At 69.0% G+C, this 15,370-nt stretch carries 9 protein-coding genes; 3 read left to right on the plus strand and 6 right to left on the minus strand.

Features of this window, described 5'->3' with window-relative positions; translation table 11 throughout:
- On the minus strand, window positions 1-182 hold a 182-nt coding region (locus tag VNE60_14395; GenBank protein HVB32711.1), incomplete at its 3' end, for a hypothetical protein.
- 278 nt (window positions 183-460) lie between these two features.
- Here VNE60_14395 and VNE60_14400 point away from each other — a divergent pair.
- The 3 genes from VNE60_14400 to VNE60_14410 all read left to right on the plus strand — a co-directional run bounded on the left by VNE60_14400 (window position 461) and on the right by VNE60_14410 (window position 3,965).
- Window positions 461-1,171 (plus strand): histidine kinase, encoded by a 711-nt coding sequence (locus tag VNE60_14400; protein ID HVB32712.1) that lies wholly within the window; start codon window positions 461-463, stop codon window positions 1,169-1,171.
- Window positions 1,168-1,797 carry a response regulator transcription factor gene (locus tag VNE60_14405; GenBank protein HVB32713.1) on the plus strand — a complete coding sequence of 210 codons (630 nt, stop codon included), beginning with the start codon at window positions 1,168-1,170 and terminating at the stop codon, window positions 1,795-1,797. The genes VNE60_14400 and VNE60_14405 overlap by 4 nt, the downstream gene beginning before the upstream one ends.
- Before the next feature lie 134 nt (window positions 1,798-1,931).
- The gene (locus VNE60_14410; protein ID HVB32714.1) at window positions 1,932-3,965 is read left to right on the plus strand and encodes a DUF642 domain-containing protein; all 2,034 of its coding nucleotides are present in this window, start codon (window positions 1,932-1,934) and stop codon (window positions 3,963-3,965) included.
- A 97-nt stretch (window positions 3,966-4,062) separates the two neighbouring features.
- Here VNE60_14410 and VNE60_14415 read toward each other — a convergent pair whose 3' ends face one another.
- The 5 genes from VNE60_14415 to VNE60_14435 all read right to left on the minus strand — a co-directional run.
- Window positions 4,063-6,765 carry a protein kinase gene (locus VNE60_14415; GenBank protein ID HVB32715.1) on the minus strand — a complete coding sequence of 901 codons (2,703 nt, stop codon included), beginning with the start codon at window positions 6,763-6,765 and terminating at the stop codon, window positions 4,063-4,065.
- A complete protein-coding gene (locus VNE60_14420) occupies window positions 6,765-8,237 on the minus strand; it encodes an oligopeptide:H+ symporter (GenBank protein HVB32716.1) in 1,473 nt (490 codons plus the stop codon). The genes VNE60_14415 and VNE60_14420 overlap by 1 nt, the downstream gene beginning before the upstream one ends.
- 154 nt (window positions 8,238-8,391) lie before the next feature.
- Complete coding sequence (locus tag VNE60_14425) at window positions 8,392-11,052, minus strand: protein kinase (GenBank protein ID HVB32717.1); 2,661 nt, start codon at window positions 11,050-11,052, stop codon at window positions 8,392-8,394.
- On the minus strand, window positions 11,045-13,741 hold the full coding sequence (locus VNE60_14430) for a protein kinase (protein HVB32718.1): 2,697 nt from the start codon (window positions 13,739-13,741) through the stop codon (window positions 11,045-11,047). The genes VNE60_14425 and VNE60_14430 overlap by 8 nt, the downstream gene beginning before the upstream one ends.
- 7 nt (window positions 13,742-13,748) lie before the next feature.
- Window positions 13,749-15,370 (minus strand): hypothetical protein (locus VNE60_14435; protein ID HVB32719.1); only part of this gene is annotated, 1,622 nt, incomplete at its 5' end.

A 15,370-nucleotide genomic window follows, 5' to 3' on the forward strand; every position in this document is an offset into this window, starting at 1 on the left:
GACGAGGTCAGCCGCCGCGCGTCGCCGCCATCCTTCGACACGATCCAGATGTCGCCGGCGTAGGCAAAGGCGACGGAGCGGGCGCTGACGTCGGGCTGGTGGAGGAGGCGGGTGGATTGGGCGGTGGCGACTGCCGGGAACAGGCCGCCCGCGAGCGCCGCGAGCACGAGGCGAGTGTGCATGAGAGAACCGGATTGCTGTGCGGAAGGGGGTGGCAGCGACGGTGACTGCCCAAACATGCACCGCCCGCGTCAGAACCGCGAGGTGCCCGACCCGATGGCCTGGCGGCGGTGAGGCGAGAAGTCTCGGGCACCGGCTATGCCGGGGATTGCCGGGAGTCGGCGCCGGAGCGGCGCCGCGAAAAGAAAAGGGATTCTCCTCACTTTCGCGCTCCCCGAAAATCGTGCACTTTGCGCGTCGTCCGTTCCGCGCCATTCCCCCCGGTTCTTCCCGTCAACCCGTGACTGATACACTGCCCCGCCGCCGGACACCGGCCCGCGGGACCGCGCTCGACAGCGAACTGCTCGAAGCCGAGCTCCGATTGCGCACGGCGCTGGAGTTGCACGACGGCATTCTGCAGACGCTCACCGGCGCGACGCTGCAGATCGCCGCCGCCCGGAAGCTGGTGCGCACCGATCCCGGGGCCGCCGAGCGCATTCTCACGGACCTGGGGCGCAGCGTGTCGGCCGAGCAGCAGGAGATGCGGCTGTTCGTGGACGAGGTGAAGGGCGACACGCCGGCGTGGGCCGACGAGCGCCTCGACGCCCACGCCCGGATTGCCGCCCTGCTCGACCGCGTGTCGGCGATCTGGGGCGTCGAGGCTACCGTCGACGCGCAGCTGGACGGCTGCTGGCCGCGCGAAACGCTGCGGTGCGTGCTGCGCATCGTTCAGGAGGCCACGGCCAACGCCGCCCGCCACGGCGCGGCGCGTTCCGTGGCGGTGACCGTGGCCCCCGACGGTGCCGACATCGACATCCGCGTGGTGGACGATGGGCACGGGTTTCCCTTTCACGGGGCGTTCGATCACGAAACGCTGCGCGACAAGCGGCTGGGCCCGGTGAGTCTCAAATACCGAGTGGAGAGCGCCGGGGGGCGCATGTCGATCGAGTCCACGCCGCGCGGCTCCACGGTGAGCGTGCGCATCCCGGTCGAGGAGCCCCGCCGAGCATGACGCTGCGCCTGGTGCTCGCCGACGACCATCGCGTGGTTCTGCACGGCCTGGAAGCTCTGCTCTCCCTGGAGCCAGACCTGACGGTGTGCGCCCTGTGCACCGACGGGCTCGAAGCGGTGGAGGCCGTGGAACTGCACCGGCCCGACGTGCTGGTGACGGACCTCTCGATGCCGCGGTGCAGCGGGCTGGAAGCCCACCGGCGGCTGCGCGAGCGCGGGATCCGGATCCCCACGATCGTTCTGGCCGCCACGCTGGGCGACGACACACTGGTGGAGTGCATTCGCGCGTCGGTGGAGGGGATCATTCTGAAGGAGTCGGCGGCGTCGGTGTTGGTGGACGCGATTCGCGCCGTGGCGCGCGGCGACGGCTGGATTCCCGCGCCGCTTGCCACGCGGGTCCTCAGAATCATGGGCAACGACCAGCGGCGGCGCGGACTGGAACTCACGCCGAGGGAACGGGCGGTGGTGATGCGGGTGGCCGGCGGGAAGTCGAACAAGCACATCGCCGCCGAGCTGGATATCGCCGAGAGCACGGTGAAGCTTCACCTGCGGAATGCGTACGCCAAGTTGGGCGTGTCGAACCGGGTGCAGCTCACGCTGGTGGCCCGCGAACGCGGCGTGGTGTAGACCGCAACCTGTCCGAACGGAGTAGGTCACACGCCCCAAAGTGGTATGGAGTCGCAGGGGCGGCTTCGATACAGTTCGCGGGTTGTTGCACCCTCACCTCGCGAATGGGCCGATGACGGCCCGGGAGCCCCTCCGTGACGAAGCGCGCCCCACTTCTTGCCATCCTGGCAATCGCCGCCGCTTGCAGCGGCGAACCCACCCGGCTCACCGCCCCGCCCGTTCAGGGTCCGTCGGCGACGGGCGCAACCCGGGACGTGATCCCCGGCAGCAACCTGGTGGTGAACGGCAGCTTCGAGCAGCCGCCCACCATTCCCTTCGTCCTGCCCTGGCTGACGTATTCCGCGGGGAGCACGTCGCTGCCCGGCTGGACGATCGAGAGTGGGAGCGTGGACGTGCAGGACGGCGAGCCCACGTTCGCGTTCACGGGCGTGCCCGACGGATCGCAGGTGCTCGACATGAACACCGCCACGATCAGCCAGGCGGTGGCCACGCAGGCGGGCGTCACGTATCAAGTGTCGTTCGAGCTGTCGGAGAACTACACGATTCTCAACGGCGGCAGCGTGAGCATCGAGGCCGATTTCGGCGGAGTGAGCCAGACCTTCACGTTCAGCGATCCCAGCGGTAGCGCCACGCACATGAGCTGGGACAAGGAGGTCTTCAACGTCACGGCCACCGGAGCGTCGACGACGTTGCGGTTCAAGGTGACGGGGGGCGCGAATTCGGCCGGCGGCCCGATGATCGACGCCGTGCAGGTCCAGAGCCCGAGCACGTACACCAGCGGCTCGAACGTGATGACGTGGGACCCGATCTTCCCGGCGTCGGCAGACCCGACGTGGCCAACCACTTCGTGCACCACCGTACCGGCGGTGGGCGTGAACGCCAACTGGCAGAACCCGCACAATGCGTTCGTGCTCACCGGGCATCCGTGGGCGTACAGCTACTTCTTCGCGCCATGGATCAATGCCTGGAACGCGCTGCCCTCCGAAGGGCCGGGCGGCCAGAGCTACACGAAGTACTCCACCCAGATTTCGGGCACCGGCAACTACGTCGTCCAGCTCCTCGCCGACAACTGCTCCTGGATCTACATCGACAACACGCTCGTGGGCGTGCAGAACACCGACCTGTCGAAGAACACCTACCCGGTGACGCTGAGCGGCAACCACACGCTCACCTTCATCATCTTCGACGGCGGCGGCGCGGCGGGGGGCAAGTTCCTGCTGCAGACGTATCAGTCGTACGTCGCCAACGGCGGCAATCCGGGCGTCATCCAGGCGCCGCCGGTGGTGAACTCCCCGCCCACGGTGGCGGCCAACGGCAACGTGACGGTCAATGAGGGCTCCACGGCCACCAACGCCGGCACCGTCTCCGACCCCGACCACGACGCCGTGACGCTCACCGCGTCGGTGGGCACGATCACCAACAACGGCAACGGCACCTGGTCGTGGAGCTACGCCACCACCGACGGCCCGGCGCAGAGCCAGGACGTGACGGTGACGGCGAACGACGGCAACGGCCAACAGGTGCAGACCAGCTTCCACCTCACGGTGAACAACGTGGCACCGACGGTGAACGCGGGCGCGGGCGCCACGATCGAATCGGGCAGTGCGTTCACGCTCGACGGCAGCTTCACGGATCCGGGCGCCGACGCGCCGTGGACGAGCACCATCGACTGGGGCGACGGTTCCACCGGCGCCGGGCTCACCGGTTCGCACACGTACTTCGTGCCGGGCACCTACACGGTGACGCTCACCGTGCGGGACAAGGACGGCGCGTCGGGCTCGGCCACGGCTCAGGTGGTGGTGACCGAGAAGCACGTGCTCATCGACATCAAACCGGGCAGCGACGTCAACCCGATCAACCTCGGCTCCGGCGGCGTCACGCCAGTGGGCGTGCTGTCGGTGAACGGCTTCGACGCGACGACGATCGACGCGTCGACCGTGCGGTTCGGGCCGGCGGCGATCGCTGCGGGCGCGCACCACACGCATCTCGAAGACGTGAACGGCGACGGCGTGACCGATTTCCTCGGGCAGTTCGACACCGACGCCCTCGGCCTCACCGCGTCCGACACGAAGGCCTGCCTCACCGGCCGGACCGTGACGGGCGTGTACATCAAGGGGTGCGACTCGATCACCGTCGTGCCACCCAAGGGCAGCGGAAAGAACAAGTAGTCGCGTACGGCAAAGGCGCCCCCGGCCTCGCGGCCGGGGGCGCCTTTGTCGCGATCGACACCCGTCGGTCTGTCGAGCGGTTCGACGGTCGTGGCGCCTACGGCTGGCCGCCGGCGCCGCCGAGGTGCTGCAGGCGATTCGTCTCCACGAGCAGACGCGACACCACGGGCATGGCGATCACGGCCAGCGTCTTGCCGTCGGGGCTCACGTCCGCGGACCGCGACGCGACGATCTGGTCGTATACCGAGCCGATGATCGCCCTCGGCGGCCCGGCGCGCACGTCGCCGTTCGCGAACCGCACACTGGAGCTCACGGCGTCGTAATCGCCGTTCTCGTACACGAGCGCCGTATCCGTGGCCCACACCGGATAGTCTCCGCCTGCAGTCGTGATGCGGTAGCGGGGGCCGCCATTCGGGAAGGGCTCCACGTAGATCTCATCGCGTCCCGTCTCGTCAGACTCGTACGCCAGCCACTTTCCGGACGGAGACACGGCCGGGAATTCGGCGTGCGCCGCCGTCTGCAGGAATGGACGGGCATGCGTGCCGTCGGCATCCATGACCCACAAGTCGGTGGACTTCCCGTCCCGGCTGTCCACGGAAAGCGGGATGGGGCCGCCGGCGCTGGACGGAAAGCCGAGGCGGACGCCCTGGCCAATATCGTGGCGCTGGACCCCGGCGAACGTCGTGTCGCCGAACGGGGCCGCGGGCGCGCTCTGGTCCACGGGGCGGCTCATCATCCGGCGGACGCCGTTCCGGTCGTCCAGCCAGCGCACACTGCGGCCGTCGGCCGACCAGATCGGGTCGAGCGCGTCTCCGGCGTCTGAGAGCCGCGTGTCCACGCCCGACTCGATGTCGTACACCCACACTTCTTCGTCGGTGCCCGCGATGTTGTAGTCCCCCTGCGTGTACGCGACGCGGTGGCCATCGGGGGAGAAGCGCGGCGAGTGCCGCGCCGCATTGCCGGGGATCGCGCGGAGGAGCTGCCCCTGCATCGAATACAGCCGCAGCTGGCTCTGCTGCGCGCCGAGGGCCCGGATGACCATGGTGCCGTCGTTCGCCACGGCGTATTCCGCTTCGGAGTAATTGTGGGTGAGCGTGTGATCGCTGAGGCGGATCGGCGATCCGCCCAGCGCGAACGTCTTCGGGTTGAATCGGCGGGCCATGATCGAGCCGTCGGCCAGCGCGTACGTGAGATAGCCGTTGGCGGAGTAGTATGGCTGGAATCCCGGCGTCAGGCGATGAACGACCTGGCGATCCATGTCGAGCGCCACCACCCACGCGCCGGCGTCGCCGCCGTCCTTGGGTGAGGTGGCGTAGAGCAGCACGTGGCTGCCCGGCAGCACGTGGGGCACGACGCGTCCGTGCTCCGTGCCGGTATCGGGCCGCGAGTAGACCTTCGGATCGCCGCCCTCGGCGCTCACCCGGTCGATGGGCTGCGGGCCGTCCAGCTCGGGCGTGAAGTACACGTAGCCGTCGTCTCCCCACGACGCGCCGCGTACCTTCGCCGCGCCTACAGGGCCGATCGTCAGCGGCGCGCCGCCGTTGGTGACGTCCACCTTCATCAGCATCCCCTGGCGCATGAACCCCACCCAGCGCCCGTCGGGAGACAGGAACGGAGTCACGCCGTTAGCCGTTCCCGGAATCGGACGGGCGTTGGCGTCATCCAGGTCGCGACGGTACAACATGGTGCTGTCGCCGGTCTGGGCGATGAACACCATGCGCTGGCCGTCGGCCGAGATGGCGAGCGACGGCCCGCAGCAGTTGTTGGTGACCGCGAAGCTGGAATCGCCCTGCACGTACAGCTGCAGCTCCGGCGGCACGGGCGCCGCCGAACGCGGGCGCAGCCATCCCCACAGCGCCGCGGCCAGCAGGATGACGGCAACCGCGCCGGCGCCGAGCGCCACTGATTTCCACCGCGTGGCGTTGGCGGCCGCGACCGCGCCCGCGCCCGCCTCGGTCGTGGAGAAGTGCGGGTCGCGCAGCGCGTCGGCAAAGGCCCTGGCCGTGTCGAACCGATCGGCGGGCAGCTTCTCGAGCGCCCGGGCCACGGCCGCCGCCACGTTCGCCGGCACGGCCTTTCGCATCTGCGCCACCGGCGCCGCCTGTTCGGTCACGATCTTCATGATGATCTGCTGCGCCGAGCCGCCAAGGTGCGGCGGCTGCCCGGTGAGCATCTCGTACAGCACGCTGGCCAGCGAGTAGATGTCCGAGCGGTTGGTGATGGTCTTCTCGGCGGTGGCCTGCTCCGGGCTCATGTAGTGCGGCGTGCCCAGACTGAGGCCCGTCTCCGTCATCCGCCCGCCGGCCGCGGCGGAGAGCGCCAGCGCGATGCCGAAGTCGGCCACCATCGGGCGGCCGTCGTGCAGCAGGATGTTCTCCGGCTTGATGTCGCGGTGCACCACGCCGTGCCGGTGTGCGTAGTCCAACGCGTCGGCCACCTCGACGGCGATCTTCACCGCTTCGTCGATGCCGAGCTGTGTTTCGCGATCGAGCTTGCTCCGCAGCGTCTCGCCCTCGACGTACGGCATCACGTAGTACAGGAAGCCCTCGACGGTGCCCGAGTCGAACAGCGGCAGGATGTGCGGATGCTGGAGCTGCGCCGTGGTCGTGATCTCCTGCACGAACCGCTCGCCCCCGATCACCGCCGCGAGGTCGGGCTTCAGGACCTTGATCGCGACCTTGCGGTTGTGCTTGAGGTCCTCGGCCAGATACACGGTGGCCATGCCGCCCACGCCGAGTTCCCGCTCGATGCGGTACCGCTCGGCGAGGGCCGCGGCCAGGCGGGCGGGGATGTCGGCCACTACGCGGCCTCCTCCCACGGCCCTTCGGTCACCACCGACAACTTCTTCATCAACGGGATCAGGGCGGCGGCGATCACGGTGCCGATCACGGCCACGATCCCGAGCTTCATGAACAGATTCGTATAGAGCGGCAGCGTGTCCACCGGGCTGGTGACGTTCTGCGGTACGCTCGCGTACGTGGCCACGTAGCTGCCCAGGTACTGCGAGATCCCGGTGGCCAGGAACCAGACGCCCATGATGAATCCGCGGAGCGACGGGCCCACGTAGCGCGCCACCATGGCGAGACCCAGACCGCTGATGAGGAGTTCCCCCAGCGACTGGAAGGCGTAGCCGATGATCATGAACCAGAACGAGACCTTGCCGGCCACGGCAAAGTGCCCGCTGAATCCGTAGATGAAGAACCCGAGCGCCAACACGGCAAATCCCATCGCGAACTTGGTGGAGATGTGAAAGTCGCCGCCCTCGCCCCGGCCCAGGCTGTTGTACAGCCAGGCAAGCCCCGGACTGAGGATGAAGATCCAGATCGGATTCAACGCCTGCACCTGCCCCGCGGGAACCTGGTATCCGAACAGGTTCAGTTCCACGTTCCGGAGCGAGAACAGCGTGAGCGACGTGGACATCTGCTGGTAGAAGATGAAGAAGAGCATCCCCAGCCCGGTGAGGATGAGCACGGAAATGAGCCCCGTCCGCTCGCGCTCACTCCCCTTGCGCCCCATGATCCAGAAGATGGCGAGCATGGTGAGGAACCCGAGGAACACGGTGCCGCGCGCCACGGTGCGGTTCTGGATGATGAACGTCACGAGCCCGATGCCGATCACCATTCCAACCATGACCTGGACGAGGCGTGCCACGTTGAGGGGCTGGAAGTCGGGCGCCGAGCCGACGTGCCGGAGATACCGGCTCATCACGAGGTAGTTGAGGATGCCGACCACGAGCCCGCCCGCGCAGACCGCGAACGCCGCATGCCATCCCACCTTCACCGCGATGAGCGGCGTCGCGATCTGCGACATGGCCGAACCCAGGTTGACCGCCATGTAGTACATCGTGAAGGCGCTGTCGATCTTGGCGGAATCGCCCTCGTAGAGCTTGGAGATCATGTTGGCGGGATTCGCCTTGAAGATGCCGCCGCCCACCGCCACCACGGCCAGCGCCGGGAACAGCAGACCCGGGTGGTTGGGGATCGAGAGGCCGATGTAGCCGAGGGCGAGGGTTACCGCCCCGAGGACCGTCGTGCGGCGGCTTCCCAGGAGCTTGTCGCCGATCCAGCCGCCGATCGCGGGCACCGTGTACGCGAGCGCGGCAAACGCGCCGAAGGTGAGGTTGGCGCGGTCGTCGGTGTAGCCGAGCTGCTGCACCATGTAGAGCACGACGACGGCCGTCATGCCGTAGTAGCCGAACCGCTCCCACAACTCGACAAGGAAGAGGGTCGTGAATCCCTTGGTCCGCGAAGGCGCCTGCCCGTCCGTCGTCATGTTGGTAGTCCTCGATCCGTGATTGGTCGGTACCCCAGCCGTCGCCGACAAGTATCCCCTGCGGACCCGCAACGCGCCATCCGGCGTCCGCCTGACTCGCGCTCGATGCGGTAGCGGTCGGCGAGGGCGGCGGCGAGAGGCGGAGTGGCGCTACTCATCGCGTCGAGTCTCCCGTCACGCGCCCGTGAATCTCCGCCCACCAGTTGTGGACGACCACCAACCGCTGTCGGTCGCCCTTGAGCACGAGCAGCCGCTTGCCGTCGGGCGACACGTCGTAGTTGGCATGCGGCGCGAGGGTGGCCAGATACCGATCGTTCATGAAATTGCCCCGTGAAACGACACGGAAGGTGGGGGTGGCCGCATACGTGATCACCACGAAATGCCCGCTGCTCCGGTAGAAGAGGTGCCGGCCGTCGCGCGCCCACACGGGCTCCGACCCGCCGTTGTTCGAAATCGGAATGCGCGGCCCCGGCCCGGGAAAGGGTTGAACCACCACCTGCGCGGTGCCCGACTCCTCGGTCAGGAACGCCAGCCAATGTCCATCGGGCGATAGGCGGGGCTCCAACTCCTGGGCGGGGCTGCTCGCGACCAATCTTGGCGTGGTGTCGCCGCTCAGCATCCGGTAGCCGATGTCGCCCCCGGAGGTGTCCACCTGGTACACGATCGCTCTCGCGTCCGGCGTCATCACCGCTTCGTAGTACGGGATCTTCGGGTCACCCACGAGCTGCGTGGCCGGCGCGCTCTCGTCGATCGGCTGCCACCAGATCGCCGACCGCGGGCCGCGATCGGAGCGGAAGAGCACGCGCGACCCGTCGGGGGACCACTCGGGCCGCTCGTTGATCGACCCGCCGCTCGTGAGACGCCGCAGCCCGTGTGACGCGAAGTCGTAGAGCCACACGTCCCGCGTGGCGCCCGACCCGATCGCGATGGCCAGCCGCTTGCCGTCGGGCGCGTATCGCGGGAACCCGTATTCGCGGATCTCCGGAAGGACCGGCGTCTCGCTGGTCGAGTCGGCGAGCACGACTTCCGAGGCGGCCGTGCCGGTGGCATACACGAGCGTTCCCGTGTTGGAGAGCGCGGCGATGGCGCCGCCTCGATTCCCGTTCGCCACGTCGCTCACGACGGGCACGACGGGACCGGTCAGCGTCCCGGCGGCCACGTCCATCCGCGCCGCGGACAGGATGCCGCTCTCACTGGCGAAGACGAGCGCGCCGTCCAGCATCCCGATCGCGTTCAGGGCCGCAACCTGGAGCCGACGGGTTCGACCCGTGGAGAGCGACAGCACGCCGAGGTGCACCACCTCGAGGCCGCCCGCGTCCCAGCTGGCGTACACGACATGATCCCCGTCGGGGAGCGCGGTCGGGAAGTACTGCCCGACTTCACCCCGTGTGCTGTCCAGCGGGGCGGTCCTCTGCCTGGCGCCGTCGCTCGCCGGAAACCAGACGAGATGACTCGAGACCCCGGCCACGATGGTCCCGTCGCGCGTCCACGTTCCGCCGGTCATGTTCGGCAGATCGGCGATGCGCTGCGGAGCGCCGCCCGCCACCCCCACCTTGAGCAGCCGGCCGGCCACCCAGAACGCGATCCACCGGCCGTCGGGCGAGAAGAACGGCTGCTCGGCGCCCTCGGTTCCGGGCAGCGGGCGGGCGGTGAGCTCATCCAGGGGCCGGATGTAGAGCCGGCGCGTGCCGTCGTCACCGACCCCGCAGAATGCGATCACCGATCCGTCGGGCGATATGGCGACGTTCACGCCCGATCGTCGCTGGATCACCGCCGCGACGTTGGCCGGCGGGTCGACGATGAATCGCTCGACGTCCCCGCGCACGGGCGCGTGGGCCGCGGCCCATTCCCGCCCGGCGACTGCGACGGCGACGACGGCCGCCACCGCGAGTCCGAGCACGAGGGGATCACGAAACCGCGCTCGGCGGCCCCCAGGCCGCGCAACGCCGCGTGCCGCGCCGGATCCGCCGCCCACGTAGCCGGCGGGCGCGGCGAGGGCGTCGGCGAACGCCTGCGCCGTGGCAAACCGGTCGGCGGGAAGCTTCTCCAGCGCCCTGTGCACCGCGTAGGCCACCGGCTCGGGCGTGTTCCGGCGCAGCATCGTCACCGGCTCGGGCTCGGCGCTCATCACCTTGGCCACGATGGCCTGCACCGTGGAGCCGGTGAACGGCGGATCGCCGGTGAGCATCTCGTACAGCACGGCGCCCAGCGCGTACACGTCGCTGCGCGCGTCGATCTGCTTCTCCCCCATCGCCTGCTCGGGGCTCATGTAGTGCGGCGTGCCGAGCGAGAGGCCCGTCTGCGTCATGCGCTCGCCGCTCGCGCTCTGCACGGCGAGGGCGATGCCGAAGTCGGCCACGAGGGCGCGCCGGTCGTGCAGGAGAATGTTCTCCGGCTTGATGTCGCGGTGGATGACGCCGTGCCGGTGCGCGTAGTCGAGGGCGTCGGCCACTTCGCGTGCGATGCCCACGGCGTCTTCGATGGGGAGCGGCTTCTCGCGATTGAGCCGATCGCGCAGCGATTCGCCCTCCACGTACGGCATGACATAGAACAACAGTCCGTCGGCTTCTCCCGAGTCGTGCAGGGGGAGGATGTGCGGGTGCTGGAGATTGGCCGTGGTCTTGATCTCGCTGAGGAAGCGCTGGGCGCCCAGCGCGGCGGCGAGATCGGGATGCAGGACCTTGATCGCGACCTTGCGGTCGTGCTTGAGGTCCTCGGCGAGATACACGGTCGCCATACCGCCCTGCCCGAGCTCGCGCTCGATGCGGTAGCGGTCGGCGAGGGCCGCGGAGAGGCGACCGGCGGCGTCACTCATGGCCGGCCTTCATCGCGGCGGGAAGCCAGTGCCGCATCTCGATCAGGCGCGCGCCCTGTCCCATCGCCGCCGGCGGGATCTGCAGCATCACGAAATGCTTATCGTCGGGCGCCACGGCGTACTCGTGGTAATAAGGATACCGGAAATACGGTCCCGAGAAGAGCACCTGCGTTCGCGTGACCCTGAACGTGGGCGACGTGCTCACGTCCGCCGCGAGCAGATGGTCGTTGTCGTCCTGATAGAAGATTCGCCGCCCATCGTGCGACCACTGCGGGCTGGAACCCGGACCGGACGATACCTGCCAGAGCTGACCGCCGGCGTCCGGGAAGGGCTGAACGTACACCTGCTGCGTGCCGCTGCGGTTCGACGAATAGGCGAGCCACCGCCCGTCGGGCGACACCGCCGGGCCGAGTTCGCTCGCCGAGGTTGCCGCGAGCTGAACCGGGGTCGTATCGCCGCTGGTGCGCAGGGCCATGATGTCGCGACTGCGCGTGGCCGTCGCCTCGGTGCGGTAGACGATCCACCGCTGGTCCGTCGACCAGAGGCCGCCGAAGATGCCGTGGACGCCGGTGAGCAGTGTCGCGGCCCCGCCCCCCGAGGCCGGCTCTGCCCAGAGCCTGAGGAGGCGCCCCCCGGCATCGGACACGTACATCACGCGCTTGCCGTCGGGCGACCACTCGGGGCGAACGTTGGCGGTTCCGGTGAACGTCAGCCTGGTGGGCGGACCGCCGCCAAGATCCACGACATAGATGTTGCTCCCGCCGGACGCCGAGTCGGACAGGCTCACCGCCACCTGCCGGCCGTCGGGCGAAAGATCGAGGCCGCCAAGCCCGGCCACCGGAAGCGCCTGCGCGGTGTCGATCAGAGTTGCCGATCCGTCGAGGGCAACGCGTGCCAGCCGCAGCCCCGTTGGCCCGGCCAACGGCCTCCGTCGCACGTACAGTAGGGTGCCATCGGCGCCAACCTGGATGTCGCCTGACGGATTGGCCTCCGGGTAGCTGTTGTTCTGGACGCTGTCGAGCAGCGTGACGGGGGCCCCGGTGACGGCCAGACGTTTGCGATTGAACGGCGCGCCGACCAGCGTGCCGTTGCCGTCGAGGTAGAGAAGCCACTGCCCCACCACCCAGGCGGCGATGGCGCCCTGCTGCACCACGCGGGTCTTGCCGGTGGTCAGGTCGAGGCTGATGACGCGGGGCCGGGGGCCGATGACGGACACGAGCACAGCATCGGTACCGGGAATTGCCGTAATGCGAGCGAACAGGGATCCCGTGGAATCGGCGGTGAGCACGCGCCGGGTAGTGCCGCCGGACGACGGCGTCGCGTACAGCGCCTCCATGCCGATTCCCGAGGTCACGATGGTCCCGTCGCTGAGCCACGCGGACGCCGATAGGACTGCCGAGTCGGAGAGCACGACCGGCGTCCCCCCACGCCTCGGCACGCGCTTGAGCTTGCCGTCGGTGAAGGCGATCCACTGTCCGTCGGGGGAGAACGTTGGCGCCGGTCCATCCTGGACGGAAACGGAAAGCGGAGCGAGCACGCGCGGCGCCAGACGGTCCGCGTCCTTCAGCATCAGCTCGGCCTGTCCAGCCGCATTCGTATCCAGGTAAGCGATTGCCGATCCGTCCGGGGCGATGGCCGTCGCCTTCGCCAACTCGCCCGGCAGCGTTCCTATCGAGCCGAGCACGACCTGTTGCGCGCTGCCTGGCGGCATCGGAAGGGGGCGCAGCCACGCCCATGCAGCCACCCCGAGCAGCGCGATGCACGCGGCGCAGACGGCGAGCGCGATCGTGCGCCAGTGATGGGCAGTTGCGCCGATAGGCGTTCCCGAATCGCCCACCGCGGTGGTGACCGCGAAGTGCGGGTCGCCCAGCGCGTCGGCAAACGCCTTGGCGCTATCGAAGCGGTCGGCGGGCAGCTTCTCCAGCGCCTTCGCGAGCGCCGCGGACACATTCGGCGGCACCGTCTTCCGCAGCTTCGTGACCGCGGCCGCATCCTCGGTTACGATTTTCATGATGATCTGCTGCGCCGAGTTCCCCGTGTGCGGCGGCTCGCCGGCCAGCATCTCGTAGAGCACGGTGGCCAGCGAGTAGATGTCGCTCCGCCCGGTGATCTCCTTGTCGGCCGTCGCCTGCTCGGGGCTCATGTAGTGCGGCGTGCCGAGACTCAGGCCCGTTTCGGTCATGCGCCCGCCGGCGGCGGCGCTCACGGCGAGCGCGATGCCGAAGTCCATCACCATGGGGCGCCCGTCGTGCAGCAGGATGTTCTCCGGCTTGATGTCGCGGTGGATCACCCCGTGGCGGTGCGCATAGTCCAGCGCGTCGGCGATCTCCGTCGTGATGCGCACGGCGTCGGCGACGCCGATCTGCGTTTCGCGATTGAGCCGCTCACGCAGCGTCTCGCCCTCGATGTAGGGCATCACATAGTAGAGCTGCGCGTCGGCGGTGCCCGAGTCGAAGAGCGGCAGGATGTGCGGGTGACTGAGCGCCGCGGTGGTCTTGATCTCCTGCACAAACCGGTCGGCGCCGAGCACGGCAGCCAGCTCGGGCTTCAGCACCTTGATCGCGACGTTGCGATCGTGCTTGAGGTCTGCGGCGAGATAGACCGTGGCCATGCCGCCCGCGCCAAGCTCGCGCTCGATGCGGTAGCGGTCGGCGAGGGCGGCGGACAGGCGAGCGGCACTGTCGGTCATCGGCCCCTCATCGCTTGAGCTTCTTCTTGAGGTCGCTGAACCAGTGGTCCACCCACACCACCTCGGCCGCGTCGCGCTGGCCTGTCAACTGCTCGCTCTCCAGGAACAGGAACGACTTGCCGCCCGGCTCGACCACGTAATCCTGATGGTATTGGTTCACCGCGAAGCGCGCCGTGTTGAACAGCGGCTGGCGGCCGGCGATGCTGAACGACGGACCGGCGCCAAGGCGCGCCTCGACCAGCGTCTTGCTGTTGTCGATGAAGAACAGCGAGCGGCCGTCGGGGGCCCACACCGGGTCGATGCCGCCATCCAGCGATACCTGCCAGCGGCCATCGTTGGCGTTCGGGAAGGGACGCACGTACACCTCGGGCCTCCCGTTGTCGTCGGACGAATAGGCGAGCCACTTGCCATCGGGCGATACCGCGGGCGTCAGTTCCGAAAACCGCGTGGCGACGAGCGGAACCGGCGTCGTATCGCCACTCGTGCGCACGCCCACGAGATCGCCGGCCCCCCGTGCCGTGTTGTCGGTGCGCAGCACCAGCCACTTGCCATCGGGGCTCCAGGTGACTTCCTGCACGCGGCGGTCGATCTGCACGAGCGCGCGGTCGCTCCCCGTACCGTCGGCGGGGCGTCCGTAGACGCCGCCATTTGCACCGGTGTCGCGCACGAACGCCACCGTTCGCCCGTCGGGTGACCACGCCGGGCGCCGGTCGCGGTCGCCGAAGCTGAGCCGCGAGTACGGGCCGCGGTCCATCTGCTTGATCCAGATGTTGAAGTTCCCGGCGCCGCCGCCGTCGCCAACGGCCAGGCGGCGGCCATCCGGCGACAGCGCGAGCGAATTGAGCTCGCCCGCCCACGCGCTGTCTACGGGGGTCGCCACCCCATCGCGCGTCACGCGCATGACCTGGACCGTGGTCGCCGAGCCGGTGCCCGGCACGTAGACCAGGGTGCCGCCCCGCGACCACGCCAGCGGGGTCACCCCGTTGGCGGTCTGGACGAAGACGTGGTCCAGCACCGGCACCGCCGGTCCGGTGATCTTGAGCGTTTTCAGATCGAACGGCGCCGCGAGTCCGGCGCCGTCCGGGCGCACGTACAGCAGGTAGCCGTTGGGCAGGTACCACGCGCCCTCGACGTTGTCGAGCAGCGGGCGCGCCGCTCCGGTCTTCAGGTCGAGCACGTGGATGCTCACCGTCACGCACCCGGACCCGCAATACTGGAACAGCACGCCTCGGGCGCCGGGCAGCGGCTGCGGAATCCCCGCACCGCCGCCCATGTTCGACGTGTCGCGCCACACGGTGGTGCTCGGCCCGCCGGATGCCGAGACGCGACGGAACGCACTCTGCCCGGGCATCACGTACACCAGTGTCCCGTCGTCGAGCCAGGCCACCCCGCCGTAGCCGCCTTGCGCCGTATCGGCCAGCGTGACGGGCGCCCCGCCCGACAGATCCACCCGCTTGAGCTTGTCGTTCTGGACGAACGCGACGGCGCGTCCGTCGGGAGAGAACGTCGGGTCCCACGACTGCGCCGTGCCCGGAATCGCCGTGGCCGCGAGCTCCGCACGACGCTTGATCCAGAGCTCGCCGTTGGCGCGTTCGTTACGGAACACCAGTGTGTTCCCGTCGGGCGACA

The sequence above is a fragment of the Gemmatimonadaceae bacterium genome, from assembly GCA_035533755.1.
Taxonomy (GTDB): domain Bacteria; phylum Gemmatimonadota; class Gemmatimonadetes; order Gemmatimonadales; family Gemmatimonadaceae; genus JAGWRI01.